The sequence below is a fragment of the Geodermatophilus sp. SYSU D00703 genome (genome assembly GCF_054050155.1).
The window spans coordinates 243,724-266,282 of record NZ_JBJGYU010000002.1; the positions used below are offsets into that span (position 1 = coordinate 243,724).

21 protein-coding genes are annotated in these 22,559 nt (G+C 74.5%); 15 read left to right on the plus strand and 6 right to left on the minus strand.

The window, feature by feature from the left end:
• Positions 1-4 precede the first annotated feature (4 nt).
• Positions 5-1,093, plus strand: coding sequence for a M20 family metallopeptidase (locus ACI782_RS04675; RefSeq protein ID WP_456906577.1), 1,089 nt, complete (start codon positions 5-7; stop codon positions 1,091-1,093).
• Positions 1,094-1,161: 68 nt separating this feature from the next.
• Here ACI782_RS04675 and ACI782_RS04680 read toward each other — a convergent pair whose 3' ends face one another.
• A complete protein-coding gene (locus tag ACI782_RS04680) occupies positions 1,162-2,049 on the minus strand; it encodes a diguanylate cyclase domain-containing protein (protein ID WP_456906579.1) in 888 nt (295 codons plus the stop codon).
• Between the two features lie 145 nt (positions 2,050-2,194).
• Here ACI782_RS04680 and ACI782_RS04685 point away from each other — a divergent pair, with 145 nt between their 5' ends.
• Together ACI782_RS04685 and ACI782_RS04690 are read left to right on the plus strand one after the other, a co-directional pair.
• The gene (locus ACI782_RS04685) at positions 2,195-3,133 is read left to right on the plus strand and encodes a hydroxymethylglutaryl-CoA lyase (protein WP_456906581.1); all 939 of its coding nucleotides are present in this window, start codon (positions 2,195-2,197) and stop codon (positions 3,131-3,133) included.
• A 93-nt stretch (positions 3,134-3,226) separates the two neighbouring features.
• A complete protein-coding gene (locus ACI782_RS04690) occupies positions 3,227-3,748 on the plus strand; it encodes a flavin reductase family protein (protein WP_456906583.1) in 522 nt (173 codons plus the stop codon).
• A 34-nt stretch (positions 3,749-3,782) separates the two neighbouring features.
• Here the strand turns inward: ACI782_RS04690 and ACI782_RS04695 are convergent, their stop codons facing one another.
• The gene (locus tag ACI782_RS04695) at positions 3,783-6,059 is read right to left on the minus strand and encodes a SpoIIE family protein phosphatase (RefSeq protein WP_456906585.1); all 2,277 of its coding nucleotides are present in this window, start codon (positions 6,057-6,059) and stop codon (positions 3,783-3,785) included.
• A 146-nt stretch (positions 6,060-6,205) separates the two neighbouring features.
• On the opposite strand from ACI782_RS04695, the gene ACI782_RS04700 reads away from it, so the two are divergent.
• Positions 6,206-6,916 carry a hypothetical protein gene (locus ACI782_RS04700; RefSeq protein ID WP_456906588.1) on the plus strand — a complete coding sequence of 237 codons (711 nt, stop codon included), beginning with the start codon at positions 6,206-6,208 and terminating at the stop codon, positions 6,914-6,916.
• Here the strand turns inward: ACI782_RS04700 and ACI782_RS04705 are convergent.
• Positions 6,913-7,368 carry a hypothetical protein gene (locus tag ACI782_RS04705; protein WP_456906590.1) on the minus strand — a complete coding sequence of 152 codons (456 nt, stop codon included), beginning with the start codon at positions 7,366-7,368 and terminating at the stop codon, positions 6,913-6,915. The two genes, ACI782_RS04700 and ACI782_RS04705, sit on opposite strands and share 4 nt — an antisense overlap.
• Positions 7,361-7,726 (minus strand): hypothetical protein, encoded by a 366-nt coding sequence (locus tag ACI782_RS04710; RefSeq protein ID WP_456906592.1) that lies wholly within the window; start codon positions 7,724-7,726, stop codon positions 7,361-7,363. Before ACI782_RS04710 ends, ACI782_RS04705 begins: the two co-directional genes overlap by 8 nt.
• 135 nt (positions 7,727-7,861) lie before the next feature.
• On the opposite strand from ACI782_RS04710, the gene ACI782_RS04715 reads away from it, so the two are divergent.
• On the plus strand, positions 7,862-8,707 hold the full coding sequence (locus ACI782_RS04715) for a PaaX family transcriptional regulator (protein WP_456906594.1): 846 nt from the start codon (positions 7,862-7,864) through the stop codon (positions 8,705-8,707).
• On the opposite strand, the gene ACI782_RS04720 is transcribed toward ACI782_RS04715, so the two are convergent.
• Positions 8,677-9,669 carry an aldo/keto reductase gene (locus ACI782_RS04720; protein ID WP_456906596.1) on the minus strand — a complete coding sequence of 331 codons (993 nt, stop codon included), beginning with the start codon at positions 9,667-9,669 and terminating at the stop codon, positions 8,677-8,679. The two genes, ACI782_RS04715 and ACI782_RS04720, sit on opposite strands and share 31 nt — an antisense overlap.
• Positions 9,670-9,794: 125 nt before the next feature.
• Between ACI782_RS04720 and ACI782_RS04725 the strand changes: the two genes are divergently transcribed.
• From ACI782_RS04725 to ACI782_RS04740, 4 genes are read left to right on the plus strand one after another with little or no spacing between them, the layout of a single operon-like run.
• A complete protein-coding gene (locus ACI782_RS04725) occupies positions 9,795-10,811 on the plus strand; it encodes a siderophore ABC transporter substrate-binding protein (protein ID WP_456906598.1) in 1,017 nt (338 codons plus the stop codon).
• 37 nt (positions 10,812-10,848) lie between these two features.
• On the plus strand, positions 10,849-11,868 hold the full coding sequence (locus ACI782_RS04730) for an ABC transporter permease (protein ID WP_456906600.1): 1,020 nt from the start codon (positions 10,849-10,851) through the stop codon (positions 11,866-11,868).
• Positions 11,858-12,856: an iron chelate uptake ABC transporter family permease subunit gene (locus tag ACI782_RS04735; protein ID WP_456906602.1), complete on the plus strand. Its 999-nt coding sequence runs from the start codon at positions 11,858-11,860 to the stop codon at positions 12,854-12,856. Before ACI782_RS04730 ends, ACI782_RS04735 begins: the two co-directional genes overlap by 11 nt.
• Complete coding sequence (locus ACI782_RS04740) at positions 12,853-13,611, plus strand: iron ABC transporter ATP-binding protein (protein WP_456906604.1); 759 nt, start codon at positions 12,853-12,855, stop codon at positions 13,609-13,611. The genes ACI782_RS04735 and ACI782_RS04740 overlap by 4 nt, the downstream gene beginning before the upstream one ends.
• A gap of 31 nt (positions 13,612-13,642) precedes the next feature.
• Here the strand turns inward: ACI782_RS04740 and ACI782_RS04745 are convergent, their stop codons facing one another.
• The gene (locus tag ACI782_RS04745) at positions 13,643-15,262 is read right to left on the minus strand and encodes an alpha/beta hydrolase (RefSeq protein ID WP_456906606.1); all 1,620 of its coding nucleotides are present in this window, start codon (positions 15,260-15,262) and stop codon (positions 13,643-13,645) included.
• A 360-nt stretch (positions 15,263-15,622) separates the two neighbouring features.
• Between ACI782_RS04745 and ACI782_RS04750 the strand changes: the two genes are divergently transcribed.
• The 6 genes from ACI782_RS04750 to otsB are packed head-to-tail and all read left to right on the plus strand — an operon-like array spanning position 15,623 to position 22,213.
• The gene (locus tag ACI782_RS04750) at positions 15,623-17,416 is read left to right on the plus strand and encodes an N-acetylglutaminylglutamine amidotransferase (RefSeq protein ID WP_456906608.1); all 1,794 of its coding nucleotides are present in this window, start codon (positions 15,623-15,625) and stop codon (positions 17,414-17,416) included.
• A 4-nt stretch (positions 17,417-17,420) separates the two neighbouring features.
• Positions 17,421-19,178, plus strand: coding sequence for an N-acetylglutaminylglutamine synthetase (gene ngg / locus ACI782_RS04755; protein ID WP_456906610.1), 1,758 nt, complete (start codon positions 17,421-17,423; stop codon positions 19,176-19,178).
• Positions 19,179-19,233: 55 nt separating this feature from the next.
• Complete coding sequence (gene crcB / locus ACI782_RS04760; RefSeq protein WP_456906612.1) at positions 19,234-19,656, plus strand: fluoride efflux transporter CrcB; 423 nt, start codon at positions 19,234-19,236, stop codon at positions 19,654-19,656.
• The gene (locus ACI782_RS04765; protein WP_456906614.1) at positions 19,653-20,006 is read left to right on the plus strand and encodes a fluoride efflux transporter FluC; all 354 of its coding nucleotides are present in this window, start codon (positions 19,653-19,655) and stop codon (positions 20,004-20,006) included. The genes crcB and ACI782_RS04765 overlap by 4 nt, the downstream gene beginning before the upstream one ends.
• A gap of 51 nt (positions 20,007-20,057) precedes the next feature.
• A complete protein-coding gene (locus tag ACI782_RS04770) occupies positions 20,058-21,473 on the plus strand; it encodes an alpha,alpha-trehalose-phosphate synthase (UDP-forming) (RefSeq protein WP_456906616.1) in 1,416 nt (471 codons plus the stop codon).
• Positions 21,470-22,213: a trehalose-phosphatase gene (gene otsB, locus ACI782_RS04775; protein ID WP_456906618.1), complete on the plus strand. Its 744-nt coding sequence runs from the start codon at positions 21,470-21,472 to the stop codon at positions 22,211-22,213. The genes ACI782_RS04770 and otsB overlap by 4 nt, the downstream gene beginning before the upstream one ends.
• Positions 22,214-22,559: the final 346 nt, after the last annotated feature.

The following is a 22,559-nucleotide window of genomic DNA, read 5'->3' on the forward strand; positions in this document are numbered from 1 at the left end:
CGGGATGGCTGCGGACGCCCTCGACCTGGTGGGCCTGGTACGGGAACTGGTGGGGCGCGCGACGGTCTCCGGGGACGCGGTCGCGCAGCGGGACGTCCTCGGCGCGCTGACCGACGTCCTCCGCGAGCGCGGCCCTCACCTGCAGGTGACCGAGGGGCGCGACCCCGACCACCCGTGGACCCTCCTGCGGACGCCGGCCGACCCCGACCGCCGGAACCTGCTGCTCGCCTGCCACGTCGACACCGTGCCGGTGCCCGACCCCGGTGCCTGGCAGCGCGACCCCTTCGGCGCCGACCTCGACCAGGGCCGGGTGTGGGGCCGTGGTGGCAGCGACATGAAGGCCGGGGTGGTCGCGGCGGCCGCGGCCCTGGCAGCCGCCGACCCCCGGACGCCGGTGGCGCTGCTGCTCACCAGTGACGAGGAGATCGGCTCGAAGGGAGCCGCCGCCGCGGCCGCCGCGGTCGCCGACCTGTCGGTCGGGGCGGTCATCGTGCCCGAGGCGACCGGCAACCGGGTCGTCCTCGGGCACAAGGGGGCGCTCTGGCTGGCCGTCCGGACGGCGGGACGGGCCGCACACGGCAGCACACCCGAGCGCGGCCACAACGCCGTCCTGGACCTCGTGGCGGTGCTGGGGCGGGCCGGGGGCGCGCTGCCGCTGCGCAGCGACGACTTCCTCGGCACCGAGACGTGGAACCCGGGTGTGGTCGCGGGCGGCACCGTGCCCAACGTCGTCCCCGACCGTGCCGAGGCCGTCGTCGACATGCGCACGGTCGCCGACGGGGCCCCGCTGCTGGCGTGGTGGCGCGACCAGCCCGAGGTGGCCGACGTCGACGTCCGGGTGGACCTGCCACCGGTCGGCACCCCCGCCGACGACCCGTGGGTGGCCGCGCTGCCCGCGCCCGTGCTGCCCACGCCGGCCACCTACTTCACCGACGCGTCGGTACTGGGCCAGGTGGTCGGCGGCGCGCCCATCGTCGTGTGGGGGCCGGGCACGCCGGCGGTGATGCACGCCGTCGACGAGTACGTGGAACTCGCCGAGCTCGAGCAGGCAGCCGCCGCCTTCTCCGACGTCGTCGCCCGCTGGCAGGGCTGAGCCCCCGACCGCCGGTGCCCCCGACCGCTGCACCCCTCCGTGCGACGGCGCGTACGCGACGGAGGAGGTCAGCGTCGCCGGGCGGCCTTGTCGGCGTACATGGCCTCGTCGGCCTCCCGCACCAGCAGCTCGAAGGCCAGCTCCGGGTCGGTGCCGCCGGCCACGGTGCCGATCCCGATGCTCATGGCCAGCGGGATCGTCACCTCCTCCACCTCCAGGGGCTCGGTCACGGTGTGCCGCAGCCGGTCGGCCAGCGCCTCGGCGTCGGCCCGCTCGCTGTTCTCGCAGACGATGCTGAACTCGTCACCGCCCACGCGGGCCGCGGTGTCGCTGGCCCGCAGCACCGACGTCAGGCGCTCGGCGAAGGCGATGAGGACCGCGTCGCCGACCGGGTGGCCGTACTCGTCGTTGATCTCCTTGAACCCGTCGAGGTCGATGCCCAGCACGCAGGTGGGGGTGCGCTCCCGGTGTCCGCGCTCCAGGGCGTGGCGCAGCCGGTCGCCGAACAGGATGCGGTTGGGCAGGCCGGTGAGCGGGTCGTGCAGCGAGCGGTGGACCAGCGCCGCCTCCAGCGCCTTGCGCTCGGTGATGTCCTCGACGATGGCCACGACGTGCGGCGGATCGCCCTCCGGCGTCGCCGCCACCCAGGACGACGTGACCTGCACCGGGACGGTGCTGCCGTCCTGGCGGACCAGCCGGGTCTCGTGGCGCATCGTCCGGCGCCGCGCGACCAGCTCGGAGTAGGCCTCGGCCGTGGACGGCGCGTCATCGGGGTGGATGAGCTCGAGCACCGAGCGGCCGTAGAGGTCGTCGGTGTCGCGGCCGAGCATCGCGGCGAAGGCGGGGTTGGCATCCACCAGCAGGCCGGACGGCGTGGCGAGGACGATGCCCATCGGGGCATTGGCGAACGCACTCCGGCGGTCCGCCGGGGGCAGCGTGCCGGCTGCCTTCGTCACATCCCACCTCCGTGCGGGACATTCTGCGCAGATCATGGGCCAAACGCTGCAGGTTCTCAGCCTGGAGTGCCCCGCGCAGTTCCACGTGGAACCTCGCCGCAGGGCAGGATGGATGTGCACCCGATCACGCGAGGAGGGGGCTGCCGTGAACGACTTCGACCTGGTGCTGCCGGCCGCCGTGGACGTCCGCGAGGTCGGCATGCGCGACGGGCTGCAGCTCGAGGCGCCGGTTCCGCTGGAGGCCAAGCTGCGGATGCTGGAGGCCCTGGTGGCCACCGGGGTGCGGCGGATCGAGGCGACCTCGTTCGTCTCGCCGAAGGCGGTCCCCGCGCTGGCCGACGCGGACGCGGTCGCGGCCGAGCTCTCCCGGTGGGGGGCGGTCCACTGGTCGGCCCTCGTCGCCAACCCGCGCGGCGCGACCCGGGCGGTGGACGCCGGCGTACCGAACCTGGAGTACGTCGTCTCGGCCTCCGACGGGCACAGCCGGGCCAACGCGGGGCGCTCCACCGCCGAGGCGGTCGGCGCCGTGGCCGAGATCGCCGGCCTCGCCCACGGCGCGGGGGGCTCGCTCGAGGTCATCATCGCCACCGCCTGGGACTGCCCGTTCGACGGTCGCACCCCGATGGCCCGCACGGTCGACGTCGCCCGGGCCGCGGTCACCGCCGGCGCCGACCAGCTCTGCCTCGGCGACACCATCGGGACGACGACGCCGCTGCGGGTGGTCCAGCTGCTCGACGCCGTCCGCCGCGCCTGCCCCGGGGTCCCCGTCGGCGTCCACTTCCACGACACCCGCGGCACCGGCCAGGCCAACGCGCTGGCCGCCGTCCAGGCCGGGGTCACCCAGCTGGACTCCTCGGTCGGCGGCCTCGGTGGCTGCCCGTTCGCGCCCGGGGCGAGCGGCAACATCGCCACCGAGGAGCTGGTCTACATGCTCGAGGAGTCCGGCGTGCGCACCGGGCTGGACCTCGAGGCCGTCCTGGCCGCCGCGCGGGTGACCGAGGACGTCGTCGGGCACGAGCTGCCCAGCTCGCTCTACCGGGCCGGCGGCCGCTCGGTGCCGCGGAACGCCGCGCCGGTCGGCTGACGCCGAACGAGGAGAGCCGACCGAGGACGCCGTCGGCCGGCGCCCGGCGGGAGAGCGGGGGCCGGTTCGTGGCCGCCGTGGTTGGCTGAGGCCATGAGCGACGCGGGGCCCGGGACGGAGGGAGCGGTCGAGGTCATCGACCCGAAGGTGATGCGCGAGGTGCTCGGGCACTTCGCCTCCGGGGTCACCGTGGTCACCGCGATGGCCGAGGACGGCCCGATCGGTTTCACCTGCCAGTCGTTCAGCTCCCTGTCGCTGGATCCGCCGCTGGTCCTGTTCGCGCCCGCCCGAACCTCGCGCACCTGGCCGCAGCTGCGGGAGATCGGCCGGTTCTGCGTCAACGTGCTCGCCGAGGACCAGCACGACCTCTCCGGCGCCTTCGCCCGCTCGGGCGTGGACAAGTTCGCCGGCGTGCACTGGCGTCCGAGCCGCCAGGGGCAGCCGGTGCTCGACGACGTCGTGGCCTGGATCGACTGCGAGCTGTGGGCCGAGTACGACGGCGGCGACCACACCCTGGTGGCCGCCCGCGTGCTCGACCTGGGCGCCGACGAGGGACGGCGCCCGCTGCTGTTCCACCGCGGCTCCTACGGTCTGCTCGCCGGTACCGACGGCTGACCGGCGCCGACGCGAACCGGACCGGCGCCGGACGTCAGCAGAACCGGACGGCGATCAGCGCGACGTCGTCCCGGCCGTCGAGGGAACCGGCGACCGCCGCGTCGCACAGCTGCCGGGGCGCGGCGTCCGGCGCAGCGGCGGCCACGCGCGTGACCAGCTCCTCCAACCCGTCGTCGAGGTCCGCGCCCGGCCGCTCGATCAGCCCGTCGGTGTAGCCGAGCAGCGTGGCGCCGGAAGGGACGTCGAGGGTCGTCGACCGCCGTCGCGCACCGCCGTCGGCGCCGATCAGCAGCCCGGTCACCTCGTCGAGGACCCGCACCCTGCCGTCCGGCGTGCGCAGCAGCGGGGGCGGGTGGCCGGCGCTGGCCAGGTGCACCCGCCACGGCGCTCCGGGCGTGGCCGGCGGCACCGCCCGCGCGTACACCAGCGTGGCCATGGAGGCCACGCCCAGCCCCTGCACCAGCCGGTCGACCCGGGCGAGGACGACGCCCGGGTCGGGGTCGGGCGCCTCCCACACGCAGGCCCGGATGAGCCCGCGCAGGTGCCCCATCGCCGCCGCCGCGGCGATGTCGTGCCCGACGACGTCCCCGATGACCACGCCGATCGACCCGTCGGGCAGGTGCAGCAGGTCGTAGAAGTCGCCGCCCACGTCGGCGGCCTCGGAAGCGCTGACGTAGTGCGCGGCCGACTCGACGGCCGGGATCTCCGGCAGCTGCGGCAGCAGCGAGCGCTGCAGCGTGTCGGCCACCGTGTGCTCCTGCTCGTAGAGGCGCACGTTGTCCATGGCCAGCGCCGCGCGGCGGGCGAGGTCCTCGGCGAGGTCGACGTCGTCCTGGGTGAACGGCCGGTCGGGGGTCGTCCGGCCGAGCACGATCGCGCCGCGGGTGCGCCGGCGGGCGACCATCGGCACGGCCAGCAGCGAGGCCGCGCCCACCCGGGCGAAGGCCTGCCGGGCGGCGTCGCTGGCGAACAGCCCCGCCAGCGACTCGTCGGCCCGTTGCACCACGACCGGGCGGCCGGTGGAGATGCTCCGGCGGGTCGGTGACTCCTCGGGCAGGTGCGTGGCGTGCGTCGAGCTGAGCAGCTGCAGCTCCTCCTCGCGGCCCTCGCGATGCCGCCACGCGGTGCGCACGACCGCGCCGGAGTCGTCGACCAGGGTGACGAACACCCAGTCGGCCACCAGGGGCACGCACAGCCGGGCCAGCCGGTCGAGGAGGTCGCCCAGGTCGAGGGTGGCGATCAGCGTGCCGGTCGCCTCGGCCATGAGCGCCAGCCGGGTCTGCGCCCGCTCCGCCTCGGCGCGCGCCCGCTCGGCGTCGGCCCGCGACTGCTCGGCGGTCGCGCGGGCGAGCTCGGCCTCCTGGCGGGCGGTCTGCTCCGCCGCGAAGGCGGCCTCGCGCTCCTGCTCGACCCGCACGCGCTCGGTGACGTCGGTCTGCACCCCCACGAAGCTGACGAGGGCCCCCTCGCCGTCGAAGACCGGGCTGATCGACAGCTGGTTCCAGAAGGCCGTGCCGTCCTTGCGGTGGTTCAGCAGCGTCGTCGTGACGGTGCGGCGGTCGTCGAGGGCCGCCCGGATCCCCCGGACCGCCGCCGCGTCGGTCGCCGGGCCCTGGAGGAACCGGCAGTTGCGCCCGACGACCTCGCCGTACTCGTAGCCGGTGATCCGGGTGAAGGACGGGTTGACCCAGATGAGCGGGTTGTCCGGCTGGCGCGGGTCGGTGATCGTGAAGGCGATGTCGGTGGCGATGACGGCCCGTTCCCGCAGCGCCTGCAGGTACCGGTCGGGGTCGGCCGCCGGCCCGCCGGGGTCGACCTCCAGGAACACGACCAGGGCCAGCTGCTGGTGGTCGGCGGGGTCGGAGAGCGGGAACCCGGTCACCCACAGCAGCTGGCCGAGCCCGTCGGGATCCCCGCCCGACGCGCGCCGCACCGCCTCGCCGGACACCGGCTGGCCCTGGGCCACGAGGGACAGCGGGCCGGAGGTGCTGGCCAGCGGCCGGCCACCGAGGTCGGTGAGGCAGGCCGCGGCACCCCAGGTGTCGATGTCCACGGGCAGCGCGACGTTGCCGGCCATCTCCACCGCGGCGGTGTTGGCGTAGGTGACCGCCCCGGCGCGCTGGTCGATGACGAGGACGGCGACCGGCACGTCGGCCAGGACGCCGGGCAGCGCCGCCGAGGCGGTGCCGGTGGACCCGTGCCGCGAGACGACGGCGGTCGCGGCGGTCACGATGCCGGCCTGCCCCTGGTCGCCGAGGTCGTCTGGTGGGAGGGGAGGCGCCTCGGGAAGGGCGTCCCGGTCGGCCGGCACGACACGACAGTAACCGCGGCGCGTCGCTCGCGGCCAGCCTCGGGACGGCGCTGACCTGGGGTTCCACCCGCGCAGGTGTGGACGGGCGCCGCGCGGGAACCCAGCGGCGGGACGCGACGTGCTCCAGGTGGAGGGAGACGATCACCATGGGACTGCTCGACCGGCTCTTCGGCCGCCGCCGGCCGGCCTACGACGACGAGTACGGGCGCGCGCACGCGTACGACGCGCCAGCGCCACCACCCCAGGGCCGCTCGGACGACGAGCGGGCCATCGAGCGCTACCGCTACCTGCTGCGGACCGCGCCGCCGGACAAGATCGAGGAGGCGCACGCCGAGGCGTTCGCGCAGCTCACCCCGGAACAGCGGCGCCAGGTCCTCGACCAGCTGGCCGCCGCGGGCGAGCGGGCGCGCGGCGACGACCCGCGCAGCCTCGCCCGCGCCGCCACCCGGGCGGAGATGCGCCGGCCCGGCACCCTCGAGCGCGCCTTCGGCGGGTACGGCGGCGGCTACGGGCGGGGCGGCTACGGGCGGGGCGGCTACGGGCCGGGGTACGGCGGCGGCGGGTTCGGCGGGCCGAGCTTCGGCAGCATGATGGGCGCCAGCCTGCTGGGCACCGTGGGCGGCCTGGTCGTGGGGACCGCGGTCGCCGACGCCCTGTTCGACACCGGCCTCGGCGACGGCGGCCTGTTCGGCGGCGGGGACGAGGAGGCCTACGCCGAGGGGTACGCCGACGGAGCCGACGCCGGCGACCCGGGCGGCGACTTCGCCAGCGGTGCCGAGGGCGGTTGGGGCGCCTCCGGCGGGGACTTCGGCGGCGGCGACTTCGGTGGGGACTTCGGCGGCGGGGGCGAGTTCTAGCGGTCCGGGGTCGGGCGGTCCGCGGGGCGCCGACCACTGCGCCGCAACCACAGCAGGCCGACCACCGGCAGCACCAGCGGGATGAACAGGTAGCCCCTGCCGTAGGCCGACCAGACGGTCTCGTCGGGGAAGGCGGCCGGGTCCAGCAGGGACAGCGTGCCCACCACGAGCACCCCCGCGAGCTCGATCGAGATGGCGGTCAGGGCGGTGCGCCGCCCGCCGCGGGCCAGGGCCACCGTCGCCACGAGGTAGACCACCGCGGCCAGCGCGGAGAGCAGGTAGGCCACCGGTGCGTCGGCGAACCGCGTCGCCAGCTGGACGGCGGCCCGCGCCCCCGCGGCGAGCGTGAAGACGCCGTAGACGGCGACCAGCACCCGCCCCGGGCCGCCCCCGGTCGCGGCCGCCGTCCGCTCCCCCGCGTCGTCGACGTCCCGTCGTCCCGGATCAGCCACCCGTCGCCTCCCACAGCTGCAGCAACCGCCAGATCATGACCCCCACCGCGCCGGCCGCCACTGCCAGCACGGTGCCGGCCCAGCGGGTCGGCTCGGAGCGGGCCCACAGCGCGCCGGCCACCGGCAGCAGCACGATGCCGCCCAGGTAGCCGAGGAAGGTGGCGGTGTCGGCGGGGTGCTGCCCGCCCACCAGCGCGGCCACGGCGATCCCCGCCTGGACCAGCAGCACCGCCTCCAGCAGCCCCGCCCCCCACAGGTGCAGCAGGCCGATCCGGCGGCGGGCGACGGTCGAGGCCAGGCCTGCGGCGGCCACCGCGGCGGCGAGGACGGTCACCGCCACGACCAGCACCGGGCTCACCTGGGGGACCTCGGTGGGACGACGGTGCGCACGGATGTCATCCTCCCGCGTAGGGGGAACGTCCCGGTCATCGCCCTGGGCCGGGACGGACACCACGGGGGCGCGCTCAGCGACGGGCGTGCCGAAAGGACAGCCATGACCGTCCGCGACCTCGTCGTCGACCTCTTCTCCGAGCACCTGGACGTCGTCACCGAGCAGCCGGTGCGCCTCCAGGCCCTGGTCACCCTGCTCGAGGCGTTCGCGGTCGCGGAGCCGACCACGCGCATGACGACCGCCGCGCTGCGCCGGTCCGGCTGGCTGGCCGCCACCCGCCGCGGCCGGGAGACGCTCTACACGCCGACCGAGGACCTGCGGGCCGCCGTCCGCGCCCGGTGGGCCCGGCTGGACGAGCGGCTCGGGCCGTGGGACGGCCGCTGGCGGATGGTCATCTACACGGTGCCCGAGAGCGACCGGTCGGCCCGCGAGCGGGTGCGGCGCACGCTCACCCGGCACGGGTTCGGCCCGCTGGCCCCCGCGACCTGGCTGTCCCCCCACAAGGTGGCGCTGGACGACGTCCGGACCGCGCTCGCCCGGGAGCCGCTGAGCCGGCTGGACCTGCTCACCGCGCAGGTGACCCAGGAGACCGGCGGCTCGGACACCGAGCTGGCCGCCCGGTGCTGGGACCTGCAGGGGGTCGCCGCGGCCTACCACCGGGTGATCGACGCGATCCGCGCGGTGCTCGCCGCCCCGGAGCCCGACGGGCGGACGGCGCTGGTGACCCACCTGCGGGTGCTCGCCGAGATCCGGCGGGTGGGCGTCAGCGACCCGATGCTGCCCGACGCGCTGCGGCCCCCGGGCTGGCCGGGCGGGGAGCTGCGGGAGGCCTGGGACGAGCTCTGTGCCCGGCTGCACGGTCCGGCGCGCGACCACGTGAGCACCGTGCTCGCGCAGCCGGACCGTCCTCGTCCGGCTCAGCGGTGCACGGTGGACATGTCCGGGTAGCGGTCGCCCGCGGTCGCACCGGCGGGGGCGGCCTCGTCCAGCCGCCGCAGGTCGTCGTCGGACAGCCGGACGTCGGCGGCCGCGGCGTTCTCCTCCAGGTAGGCCACCCGCTTGGTCCCGGGGATCGGCACGATCGCCGGGTTCCTCCCGCGGTCGCCCTGCGCCATCACCCACGCCAGCGCCAGCTGGGTGGCGGTGACGCCCTTCTCGTCGGCGATCTCGCGGACCCGGTCGACCAGCTCGAGGTTGCGGGCGAAGTTCTCGCCCCGGAACCGCGGGTTGCGCCGGCGGAAGTCGTCGGGTGCGAGGTCGTCGAGGCTGCGGATCTGCCCGGAGAGGAAGCCGCGGCCGATCGGTGAGTAGGCGACGAAGCCGATGCCGAGCTCGGCGCACGTGGCCAGCACGCCGTCGTCCTCGGGGTCGCGAGTCCACAGCGAGTACTCGGTCTGGACGGCCGTCACCGGCTGCACCGCGTGTGCCCGGCGGATCGTCTCGGGGGAGGCCTCGGAGATGCCGACGTGCCGGACCTTGCCGGCCTCGACCAGCTCGCGCAGCGCGCCCCAGGTGTCCTCGACCGGCACGGCGGTGTCGACCCGGTGCTGGTAGTAGAGGTCGAGGACGTCGACGCCGAGCCGCTGCAGCGAGGCGTCGCAGGCGCGGCGGACGTAGTCGGGCCGGCCGTTGATGCCGCGGAAGGAGCCGTCCTCCCCGCGCTCGTTGCCGAACTTGGTGGCCAGCACGACCTCGTCGCGGCGGCCGGCGATCGCCCGGCCGACGAGGCGCTCGTTGGTGAAGGGGCCGTACATGTCGGCGGTGTCGAGGAACGTCACGCCGAGGTCCAGTGCCCGCTGGATGGTCCGCTCCGCCTCGGCCTGGTCGCCCGTGCCGTAGAACTCGCTCATCCCCATGCAGCCCAGCCCCTGGGCGGACACGGTCAGGTCTCCGATGGTGCGTCTCTCCATGCCGCTCCCCCTGCCCCCGGGATCCGTCCCTCAACCCGCGGTCCGGGACCCCGGTTGACGGGAGCCGCAGGTGGTGTGGCAGGTTAGGGCGCCCTCAGTTAGCCCAGCCTTACCTCAGGAGCACCATGCCCACCGCCGCCCGGCCGCTGGCCGCCCTCTCCCTCACCGTGGCCACCGCCCTCGCCCTGACCGCGTGCGGGGAGGGTGAGGACACCGCCGAAGCCGCGGCTCCCGCCGAGGCCGGGACCGTTCCGTGGACGTGGGACCGGAACACCGCCGCCGAGGACCAGGACCCGGTCCTCGAGGAGACCACCGTCGAGGTCCCCAAGGACCCCGAGCGGATCGTCGTCCTCGACATGGCCAGCCTCGACACGATCGGCGCGCTGGGCGGCGAGGTCGCGGGCGCCCCGCTGGACTCGGTGCCGGAGTACCTCCAGCAGTACCTGGCCGACGACGCCTTCAACTCGGGCACGCTCTTCGAGGCCGACCTCGTCGAGATCGAGTCGCAGCAGCCCGACCTGATCGTCATCGGCGGTCGTTCGTCGGCGCTGTACGAGGACCTCTCCGAGATCGCGCCGACCGTCGACCTGAGCCTGCGCGGCTCGTTCACCGAGACCCTGGAGCGCAACGCCACGTTCCTCGGCGAGGTGCTCGGCGCCGAGGACGAGGCCGCCGCGGCGATCGAGGAGATCGAGACGGGCATCGAGGAGGCGCAGGCCGCCACCGCCGACGCCGGGACGGGTCTGGGCCTCATGGTCTCGGGCGGCGAGCTCAGCGCGATGGCACCGGCCGGCGACGACGCGTCCGGACGCGGCGCGCGCGGCGGCCTGATCTACGACACCTTCGGCGTGACCCCGGTGGTGGACGACATCGAGGCCGCCACCCACGGCGAGCCGGTCTCCTTCGAGTTCCTGCTCGAGACCGATCCCGACCACCTCTGGGTCGTCGACCGGGACGCCGCCACCGGTGCCGAGGGCGCGCAGGCCGCGTCGGCGGTCCTCGACAACGACATCGTCCGGCGGACGACCGCCTACCGGGACGACCAGATCGTCTACCTCGACCCGGTCGCCTGGTACGTCGTCTTCGGTGGCATCGACACCGCGCGGATCATGATCGACGACGTCCTGCAGATCGCCGGGTGACCGGCGTGGACCCGGCCGAGCGCCTCCCCCGTCGTCCGTGACGGCGCTCGACACCACCTCGCCGAGCACCCCCGCCCGCGTGCGGCCCCGCCGCACCTGGGTGGGGGTGCTCGTCGGCATCCTCCTCGCGGTCCTCGCGGTCGCGAGCCTGTTCGTCGGCGTCTCCGACGTGTCCCCGGCGTCGCTGCTCGCCGGCGGGCCCGAGAGCACGGCGGCCTTCCTGCTGGGAGTGAGCCGGATCCCGCGGACCGTCGCCGTGGTCCTCGTCGGCGCCTCCCTGGGCATCGCCGGCCTCATCATGCAGGTGCTCGTGCGCAACAAGTTCGTGGAGCCCGGCACCACCGGCGTCAGCGAGTTCGCGATGCTCGGCATGCTGGTCACGACGGTCCTCGTCCCAGGCATGGCCGTGATGGGGAAGATGGCCGTCGCCGCCGTCTTCGGCCTGGTCGGCACCTGGGTGTTCCTCCGGGTGGTCAGGGTCGTGCCCGTGCGCCAGCTGGTGCTCGTCCCGCTGGTCGGCATCATGCTCGGCGGGGTCGTGGGCGCGGGAACGACGTTCTTCGCCTACCGCCTGGACCTGCTGCAGTCCCTCGGGCAGTGGTCGCAGGGCAGCTTCGCCAGCGTCATGCAGGGGCGCTACGAGCTCGTGTGGATCGCGGCGGTCATGGTCGTCGTCGCCTGGGTGGCCGCCGACCGCTTCAGCGTGATCGGCCTCGGGGAGGAGTTCGCGACCAACCTGGGGCTGGACCACCGCCGGTGGGTGACGGTCGGCATGGTCCTCATCGCGGTGATCACGGCGGTGGTGCTCGTCACGGCCGGGCTGATCCCCTTCCTGGGGCTCGTCGTGCCGAACGTCGTCAGCCTGCTCATCGGCGACAACGTGCGCCGCGCCATCCCGTGGGTCGCCGGGCTCGGGGCGCTGTTCGTCCTGGCCTGCGACATCGTCGCGCGGGTCGTGCGCTCCCCCTACGAGATCCCGCTGTCGGTCGTCGTCGGCGTCGTCGGCGCGGCGCTGTTCCTCTGGCTGCTCCTGCGGAGGCGGAGCCGTGCTCACTGACCCCGCTCCCCCGACGTCCCGGCCGGTGACCGGCCGCCTCCCCCGCCCCCGGGTCCGCCTGGCCGCGCTCGGCGTCGCCGTCCTGGGCCTCACCGCGCTCTACTGCTTCACCGACGTCCCCGGCTCGCTGGCCTTCGCGCTGGAGATCCGCAGCCTCACGGTGCTCGCGATGCTCGTCGTCGCGGCCGCGGTCGGGGTGTCGACGGTGGTCTTCCACACGATCACGCAGAACCGCATCCTGACGCCGTCGATCATGGGGTTCGACGCGTTCTACGTGCTGATCTCGACCGTCCTCGTGTTCTCCGCCGGATCGGCGTCGTTCCTGGACGTCGACCCGCTCACCCTGTGGCTCGTCCAGGTCGTCGTCATGGTGGCCTTCAGCGCCGTGCTGTTCACCTGGCTGTTCGGCGGGAAGCGGCGGTCGATCCACCTCGTGCTGCTGGTCGGCATCGTGCTGGGCACCTTCTTCCGCGCCTTCACCGAGTGGATGCAGCGGATGCTGGACCCGCTGGACTTCCAGGTGCTGTCCGACGCGGTGTTCGCCTCCCTCACCCGGCCCGACGAGACGCTGCTGCTGCTCACCGGCGTCCTCGTCGTCCTCGGCTGTGCCGCGGTCGTGCCGCTGCTGCGCACGCTCGACGTGCTGACGTTGGGCGAGCCGGCGGCCGTGGGCCTGGGGGTCGACCACCGGCGCGTGGTGATGACCCTCTTCGCGATCGTCTCCCTGATGATCGCCGCGTCGACGGCGCTGGTCGGGCCGATCCTGTTCCTCGGCCTGATCGTCGCGAACCTCGCCTACTCCTACGCGGGGTCCTTCCGCCACGTGTGGACGGTGCCCACCGCCGTGCTGATCGGCGTGGTCTGCCTGCTGGGCGGCCAGCTGGTCCTCGAGCGGCTGCTCGACTTCGGCGGCACCCTCTCGACGGTGATCGACTTCGCCGGCGGGCTGTTCTTCCTGTACCTCGTGCTGCGAAAGGGGGCGCGGTGATCGCGCTCGAGGGCGTCACCAAGCGCTACGGCGGCCAGCCGGTGGTCGACGACGTCACGATCGGCTTCGGCGAGGAGGGTGTCACGGCCCTCATCGGTCCGAACGGCGCGGGCAAGTCGACCCTGTTCGGCCTCGTCGGCCGGCTGGTCCAGCCCGATGCCGGCCGGGTGACGGTGGACGGGACGGACGTCGCGACGGCGTCGTCGAGGGAGCTCGCCAGGACCCTCGCCGTGCTGCGCCAGGACAACCACGTCGCCGCGCGGCTGACCGTGCACGACCTGGTGGAGTTCGGCCGCTTCCCGCACTCTGGGGGGCGGCTCACGGTGGAGGACCGCGACCACATCGAGCGCGCGATCGACTACCTCGGTCTCGACCCCTACCGGAGCCGGTTCCTCGACGAGCTCTCGGGCGGCCAGCGCCAGCGGGCCTTCATCGCGATGGTGCTCGCGCAGGACACCAGGTACGTCCTGCTCGACGAACCGCTGAACAACCTCGACCTGCGGCACATGACCGAGATCATGCGGCTGGTGCGGACGATGGCCGACGAGCTCGGCAAGCGGGTCCTCACCGTGCTGCACGACATCAACTTCGCGGCGACCTGGTCCGACCGGATCGTCGCTCTGCGCGACGGCAGGGTCGTGGCCGACGCGTCGTCCCGGGAGGTCGTGCGACCCGAGGTGCTCGCGGCCGTGTACGACACGACCGTCGACGTCCGGGAGATCGACGGCAGGCCCGTCGCCCTGTACTACGGCTGACCGTTCCGCCGGGTCCTCCGGCGGAACGGCCTCATCCGCCTGCCGCGAGTGGCCGGAGGGAGCCGGTGAGGGCGGACGCCGGCACCGGGTCGAACGCCCCGCTGTCCTGGACGCACACCGTCCCCGCGGGCGGGGTGGCCCCGGTCAGCAGGTACTGCGCGGTCACCGAGACCGCGCAGGAGCTCAGGCCGAGGGAGGTGTGCCCGGCGCCGTCGACGGTCAGCAGGGTGCTGTTGGGCAGCAGGTCGTCCACCACCACCGCGTTGCGGTAGGGGGTGGCGGGGTCGTACCGCGTGCCGATGACGAGCACCGGGTTGCGCGTCCAGCTGTCCCACGGGCCGGTGTACCGCTCGGTCGACCGACCGGACCACGCCGCACAGGCGAGCGCGAGGTGGGCCCACCGGGAGCCGACGTAGGGCGCGGTCGTGGCGTCCAGTTCGCGCCCCACCTCGCCGTAGCGGAAGGGGTCGGCCGGGTTGTCGGTGTCGGCGCAGGTGACGGCGACGTTCGCGTCGGGGTAGTTGACGTAGCCCTCCGGCGTCGGCGGCGGCGCGAGGCTCTCCTGCACGGCGGCGACCGCGGCGCCGTCGCCCCTGTACGCCGCCTGCAGCAGCTCGCCGAGCACCGGCCACGTCTCCGGCCGGTAGAGCAGGCCCACGGTCGCCGTGACCACCGCGGAGTAGGTCAGCGGCCGCGCCGGCCGGTCGGGCACCGGGACCGGCAGCGGAGCGGTCCGCAGCCGGGCGGTGAGCTCGGCGTACTTCGGCTCCCGACTGCCGTCGGCGGCGAAGGCGCACCGCTGCGGTCCGGCTTGCCCGCACAGGTCGAGGAACCGGTCCAGGGTCTCGGTGCTCCCCACCTCACCGCGCTGGCGGATCCAGCTGATCGTGCCGGGCGGGCCGCCGGCCCAGGCGGGGTCCACCGCGCCGTCGAGCACCAGCGCGCCGACGCGCGTCGGGAAGGTGTTGGCGACCACCTGGCCCAGGAAGGTGCCGTAGGAGAAGCCGTACAGGTTGATCCGTTCGTCGCCCATCGCAGCGCGCAGCACGTCGAGGTCGCGGGCGAACGGGAGCGTGCCGACGTGGTCGAGCAGGTCCCCGTTGCGCGCCCGGCACTCCTCCGCGAACGCGCGCACCTGCGCGATCGCCTGCTCCTCCTGGACCGGGTCGGTGGGGAAGTCGGCGAGCGTGGCGTAGGGCAGGGCGGCCTGCTCGGCGGTGCTGCCCGTGCAGCGCACCGGCTGACTCTCGCCGGTCCCCCGCGGGTCGACGCCGACCAGGTCGTAGCGCGCGAGCACCTCGGGCGGGAACACGAACCGGCCGATCGCGCGCAGGGTCGCCGCCGCCCCTCCGCCCGGACCGCCGAAGTTGACGAACAGTGCGCCGATCCGGTTCGCCGGATCGCCCGCGGGCAGCCGCACCACGTGGAGGCGGAACGTACGGCCGGTCGGGTCGGCGTAGTCGTACGGGACCTCGACGTCGGCCTGCTGGAAGCCCTCCCCCGCGTCGACCCAGGGGATCGACGGCACCGGCACGCCCGGGACGCCCCCCGGTGGTGGCTCGCCCTGCCCCTCCGGAGTCGCCGGCGCGCCGGGAGCGGCGGCCGCGACGCCGCCGAGCGGGACCCCGACCAGCGCGAGGGACGTCGCCACCGCGCAGACGGCGGCTGCGGCACGGCGGCGGAGGCGACGCGGGGAGGTGGTCGGCACGGGGCCCTCCGGGATCGACGCCGGGCTCCGCCCGGACCGGCTCGGGACCTGGGCCGCTCCGGCCCCGTCCGGCCCGTCCGCCTCGAACTGTGCCGGTGGCTCCACCGAGCGTGGAAGGGGTCGGGACGCCCGATCCGCCGGGACACCGGACCGCCCCCGACGGCGTCGCGGTGCCGCCCCGACCGCGGCCAGCGGCGATACCCCGCGCCCCTCTGTTCCACGTGGAACGGCGCCGCTGTTGCATCGGTGTGACGTTCTCCCGGCCCCGTCGCGGGGCCCGGACGCCTGGGGTTGGATCGAGGCATGTGCGGCCTCTCCGGCGAGATCCGGTTCGACGGCACCCTGGCCGACACCACCGCCGTGGCGCGGATGGTGGACGCCCTCGTCCCCCGCGGCCCTGACGGGCAGGGGACGTGGAGCAACGGGCGGGTGGCGTTCGGGCACCGGCGGCTCTCGGTGATCGACCTGTCCCCGCACGGCTCGCAGCCGATGGTGGACAGCGAGCTGGGGCTCACCGCGGTCTTCAACGGCTGCGTCTACGACTACCAGGAGCTGCGCGCCGAGCTGGAGGGCCACGGCTATCGCTTCTTCTCCACCAGCGACACCGAGGTGATCCTCAAGGGCTACCACCACTGGGGCACCGACGTCGTCTCGCACCTGCACGGCATGTTCGCCTTCGTCATCCACGAGCGGGACACCGGCCGGGTCGTCCTGGCCCGCGACCGGCTGGGCATCAAGCCGCTCTACCTGGCGGAGTCCCCGGGCCGGCTGCGGTTCGCCTCCTCGCTGCCGGCGCTGCTGCGGGCGGGTGGCCGCTCCGGAGACCTGGACACCTCCATCGACCCGGTCGCGCTGCACCACTACCTGACCTGGCACGCCGTCGTCCCGGCGCCGCGGACGATCCTGAACGGCGTCCGGAAGCTGCCGCCGGCGACCGTGCGGGTGGTGGAGGCCGACGGCACCAGCCGCGAGCACCGCTACTGGGAGGCGACCTACGAGCGCCGTCCCGAGCACGCCTCCTGGTCGGCCCGCGACTGGGAGGACGCCATCGAGGAGGCGCTGCGGGTCGCCGTCCGCCGGCGGCTGGTGGCCGACATCCCGGTCGGTGTGCTGCTCTCCGGCGGGCTGGACTCCAGCCTGATCGTGGGTCTGCTCGCGGAGGAGGGGCAGACCGGGCTGGCCACCTACTCCATCGGCTTCGAGGCGGTGGGCGGCCGCGAGGGCGACGAGTTCCAGTACTCCGACGTCATCGCCGAGCGGTTCGGCACCGACCACCACCGGATCCGGGTGGCCTCCGACGAGCTCGCCGCCGCGCTCGGGCACGCCATCGGCGCGATGGCCGAGCCGATGGTCAGCCACGACGTCGTCGCCTTCGACCTGCTCTCGGAGCGGGTGAGCCAGTCGATCCGGGTCGTGCAGTCCGGCCAGGGCGCCGACGAGGTCTTCGCCGGCTACCACTGGTACCCGCCGCTGGCCGAGGTCGGCCGGGAGGAGGCGGTCGAGCGGTACGCCGCCGCGTTCTTCGACCGCGACGCCGCCGACATGGCCCGCCTGGTGGCCGACCGCTACGCGCTGGACGGCGACCCCAGCCGGGAGTTCGTCCGCCGGCACATGGCCATGCCCGGCGCCGAGACGGCGGTGGACGCCGCGCTGCGCCTGGACAGCGAGGTCATGCTGGTCGACGACCCGGTCAAGCGGGTCGACAACATGTCCATGGCGTGGGGCCTGGAGGCCCGGGTGCCCTTCCTCGACCACGACCTGGTCGAGCTGGCCGCGATGTGCCCGCCGGAGCTGAAGCTGGCAGACGGGGGCAAGGGCGTGCTCAAGGCGATCGGCCGCCGGATCATCCCGCCGGAGGTCATCGACCGCCCCAAGGGCTACTTCCCGGTCCCGGCGATCACCCACCTCGAGGGCAAGGTGCTCGACCTGGTGCGCGACGCGCTCACCGGCGAGGCCGCCCGCGACCGCGGCCTGTTCCGTCCGGAGTACGTCCGCGCGCTGCTGGCGGACCCGAACGGTGAGCTCACTCCCCTGCGCGGCAACAAGCTGTGGCAGCTGGGCCTGCTCGAGCTCTGGCTGCAGACCCACGGGGTGTGAGCCGGTGAGTCCTCGACTCGCCGGCCACCGGCGCCGGACGGCGGTCGCCGACACCCCGTCGTTCACCAGTCGCTCCTGGCAGCAGCCCTCGGAGCACCAGCGGCAGGGCATGGGCACCGACGTCGTCCTCGACCTGGGCTGGGGGCGGCTGGTCTTCGGGCAGACCTTCGCGGACCTGAGCGGCATCGTGGACGCGCTGCGCGCCGAGGAGAGCGGCCGCCGCGACATCTGCATCTACGCGCGGGACCCGCACGTGCTCGTCGGGCTGGCCCCGGCCGAGCTGTTCGTCGACCCGAGCTACACCTACCGGCTGGACCTGCACCGCTACCGTCCGCGCGCCGAGCTCATCCGCGGCGTCTTCGTGCGCACGGTGACCTCGCTGGCCGAGATGGAGACGATCAACCAGATCTACGCCCGCAACAGCATGGTCACCGGCGACCCGGAGACGATGTGGGCCAACCACCGCACCCGCACGTTCACCTACCTGGTCGCCGAGGACCGCCGCACCGGGCGGGTCGTCGGCACGGTCACCGGCGTCGACCACGTGCTCGCGTTCGACGACCCCGAGGGTGGGACGAGCCTGTGGTGCCTGGCCGTGCACGCCCAGGACGCCCCGCCCGGCACCGGCGAGGCGCTGGTGCGGGTGCTCGCCGAGCGCTACGTGGGGCGGGGCCGGGCGTACCTCGACCTCTCGGTCATGCACGACAACACCGGCGCGATCGCGCTCTACCGCAAGCTCGGGTTCCACCGGGTCCCCGCGCTGTGCGTCAAGCGGAAGAACCCGATCAACACCCCGCTGTTCGCCTCCCGCCCGCCGGGCCTGGAGGAGCTCAACCCCTACGCCCGGATCATCGCCGAGGAGGCGCTGGAGCGCGGCATCCGCGTCGAGGTGACCGACGCCGAGTGGGGCGAGATGCGGCTGTCCCTCGGCGGCCGGAGCGTGCTCACCCGCGAGTCGCTGTCGGAGTTCACCACCGCGGTGGCCATGAGCCGCTGCGACGACAAGCGGGTGACCCGCCGGATCATGGAGCGCGCCGGCGTCCGGGTGCCGCGGGGCGTCCGGGCCGCGGAGGGCGAGCTGGACGACGCCCGCCGGCTGCTCGGCGAGTGCGGGGAGGTCGTCGTCAAGCCCGCCCGCGGCGAGCAGGGCCGGGGGATCACGGTCGGGGTGACCTCCCCCGAGTCGCTCGAGCGCGCGGTCGGCCTCGCCGTCCAGTTCTGCCCGGACGTGCTCGTCGAGGAGCTGGTCGAGGGCGACGACCTGCGCGTGGTCGTCATCGACCACGAGGTGGTCGCCGCCGCGGTCCGCCGTCCGGCGGAGGTGGTCGGGGACGGCCGCAGCCCGGTGACCGCGCTGGTGGAGTCGACCAGCCGCCGCCGGGAGCGGGCCACCGGCGGGGAGTCGTCGATCCCGCTGGACGACACGACCGCCGAGGTGGTCGCCGAGTCCGGGTACGCGATGGACGACGTCCCGCCGTCGGGCGAGCGGATCCGGGTCCGGCGGACGGCGAACCTGCACACCGGCGGCACCATCGAGGACGTCACCGACCGGCTGCACCCGGCGATCGCGCAGGCCGCCGTCCGGGCCAGCCGGGCGGTCGGCATCCCGGTGACCGGGCTGGACTTCCTGGTGCCCGACGTCGAAGGCCCCGACCACGTGTTCATCGAGGCCAACGAGCGGCCCGGGCTGGCCAACCACGAGCCGCAGCCCACCGTGGAGCGCTTCGTCGACCTGCTCTTCCCCGAGACCCGCCGCCGCTGAAGAAGGCCCCCTGCAGGGTGCCGACAGGCGTGGCTCCCTCCGTGAGAATGAGCTCGTGGCCTACCTGATGGCGGCGCTCGGGGGTGTCCTGGGCGCCCTGGCGCGGTGGGGGGTCGCCGAGGCCCTCCCCCACTCCCCCGGCACCTGGCCGTGGGCCACGCTGCTGGTCAACCTCACCGGCTGCCTGGTGCTCGGGGTCCTGCTCGGCGCCGTCTTCGCCGTCCACCCGGACCGTCCCTGGCTGTGGCCGTTCCTGGGCACCGGGGTCCTCGGCGGGTACACGACGTTCTCGACCTTCGCCGTCGAGACCGTCGAGCTGGCCGACGTCGGGGCGTGGGCGACCGCGGTCGCGTACGCGGCGGCGAGCGTGCTCGGCGGGGTGCTCGCCGCCGCCGCCGGGGTGGTGCTCGGCCGGGCCCTGGTCCCGCGGCCGGCACCCGTGGCCGCCGAGGTCGGGGCCGAGGAGGAGATCGCGTGACCGCGCTGCTGGTGGCGGCCGGCGCTCTCGTGGGGGCGCCGCTGCGGCTGCTCGCCGAGCGGGTCGCCGTCACCCGGCGCGGCCGGGGCAGCGTCGTGGGGACCCTGGCGGTCAACGTCGCCGGCAGCGCGGTGCTCGGCGTCGTGCTCGGGCTGCGGTCGGTCCCCCCGGCCGTCGTGGTGCTGGTCGGCACCGGCTTCTGCGGCACGCTGACGACCTTCTCGACGTACGGCAACGACGTCGTCCGGCTGGTCGAGGAGCGGGCGCTGGGGCGCGCGCTGGCCTACGCGGGCGGCACCCTCCTGCTGGGGTTGGGCGCGGCCGTCGTGGCCTACGTGCTGGTGCGGTGACGAGGACCCGCGGCTCCAGGGGGAACCGCGGTCAGTAGGGTCGGAGGCGGTATGGCTGGGACATCGGCAGGCAGCGAGCGGGCGGACAGCCCCGTCGTCGTGGTGGCCAACCGGCTACCGGTCGACCAGGTGACCGACCCGGACGGGACGACGCGCTGGCAGCGCAGCCCCGGCGGGCTGGTGACCGCCCTGGAACCCTTCGTCGCCGGCCGTGGCGGCGCGTGGGTGGGCTGGTCCGGGTCGGCCGGTGAGGCCCCGGAGCCGTTCGAGTCCGGGGGCATGTCGCTCATCCCGGTCGAGCTCTCCGAGGAGGAGGTCGACCGCTACTACGAGGGCATGTCCAACGCCTCGCTGTGGCCGCTGTACCACGACGTGGTCGAGAAGCCCGAGTACCACCGCACCTGGTGGGACGCCTACGTCCAGGTCAACAAGCGCTTCGCCGAGCGGGCCGCGGAGGTCGCCGCCGAGGGCGCGATCGTGTGGGTCCACGACTACCAGCTGCAGCTGGTGCCGGCCATGCTCCGGCAGCGGCGGCCCGACCTGACCATCGGCTTCTTCCTGCATATCCCGTTCCCGCCCTACGAGCTGTTCACCCAGCTGCCCTGGCGGTCGGCGATCGTCGAGGGCCTGCTCGGCGCCGATCTCGTCGGGTTCCAGCGCCCCAACGCGGCGGCGAACTTCGTCCAGCTGGCCCGGCGGCTGCACGACCTGCCCGCCCGCGGGCAGACCATCGAGTACGACGGCCGGACGGTCACCGCCCGGGCCTTCCCGATCTCCATCGACGTCAAGGGCTTCGAGGAGCTCGCGGACTCCCCCGACGTGGTCAAGCGCTCCGCGGAGATCCGTGCCGAGCTCGGCAACCCCGACAAGATCGTCCTCGGCGTGGACCGGCTGGACTACACCAAGGGCATCGTCGTCCGGCTCAACGCCTTCCAGGAGCTGCTCGAGGACGGCGTCGTGGAGAGCCCGCAGACGGTGATGGTGCAGGTGGCCACGCCGAGCCGCGAGCGCGTCGAGCACTACGTGCACATGCGGGAGACCATCGAGCAGCAGGTCGGGCACATCAACGGCGTGTTCGGCACCCTCGGCGGCCCCGCGGTCCACTACATCAACCAGTCGGTGCCGAGGGAGGAGCTGGCCGCCCTCTACCGCGCCGCCGACGTCATGCTCGTCACCCCGTACCGGGACGGCATGAACCTGGTCGCCAAGGAGTACGTCGCCGCCCGCACCGACCACGGCGGGGCCCTGGTGCTGTCGGAGTTCGCCGGGGCCGCCGCGGAGCTCAGGCAGGCCTTCCTGGTCAACCCGCACGACATCGCCGGCGTGAAGAACCAGCTGGTGCGGGCCCTGCGCGCCGAGCCGGACGAGCTGGCCAAGCGGATGCGGGCCATGCGCCGTCACCTGGCGAGGAACGACCTCGAGCACTGGGCGACCTCGTTCTTCGACGCGCTGCGCGCCCAGGCATGAGCGCCGTGCCCGCCGTGCTGACCGCCGCGCTCCGGGAGCTCGCCGGACGGCGGCCGCTGCTGGTGGCCAGCGACTACGACGGTGTGCTCGCCCCGCTCGTGGGCGACCCCTCGGCCGCGGTCCCCTCCCCCGGGATCGCCGAGGCGCTGGCCCGCGTGGCCGCCCGGCCCGGCGTCGTCGTCGCGCTGGTCAGCGGCCGCGGGGTCGCCGACCTCCAGGCGGTCAGCGGGCTGACCGGCCCCTACCGCTGGGTGGGCAGCCACGGTGCGGAGTTCGACGGTCCGCTGACCGGCGAGCTGGCCGGACGGCGGGACGCCCTCGCCGAGCGGCTGGCCCCGCTGGTGGCCGCCGTCCCCGGTGCCCGGCTGGAGGTCAAGCCGGCCAGCGTGGCGGTGCACGTGCGGCAGGTGACGGACCGGGCGGCGGCCGCCGCGTTGCTGTCCCAGGCCGATGCCGCGGCGGATCCGTCACTGACGAAGAAGCCCGGCAAGGAGGTGCTCGAGCTCGCCGTCACCGACGCCGACAAGGGGCGGGCCCTCCGGCGGCTGCGGGACGAGCTCGGCGCCGCCGCGGCCGTCTACCTCGGGGACGACCTCACCGACGAGGACGCCTTCCGCGCCCTCTCCCCCGACGACGTGTCGGTGAAGGTCGGCGACGGCGAGACGGGTGCCCGGTTCCGCATCGCCGGCACCGCCGCGGTGGTGCCGTTCTTCGAGGAACTGGCCGACCTGCTGGCCTGATCCGCCGTTCCTCCGGAGATGGCGTCCCCATGGACGGGAACGGTCGACATGACGCCACCCGCGATGCGGTCCACCGCCATCTCGGGAACGGTTCGGCAACCGTGCACCTGAGCCACCCCGGGTCCGTGCCGGGTCTTCCCCGCGAAACGGACCCGGCCGGCACGGCGTCTCTCCCCACCGCGCCGGTCCCGGTCGCGCGGTCCCTGCTGCGGGCCGCACGACCGGGGCCGCGTCCGTGTGCCGCCCGAGTCGACATCGACGAGAACGGTCGCCCGCGGCGCGGCGTCGACAATTCGACAATCACGTGGGATCGCATATCGGAATGGTTGCGACACGAATCACGACG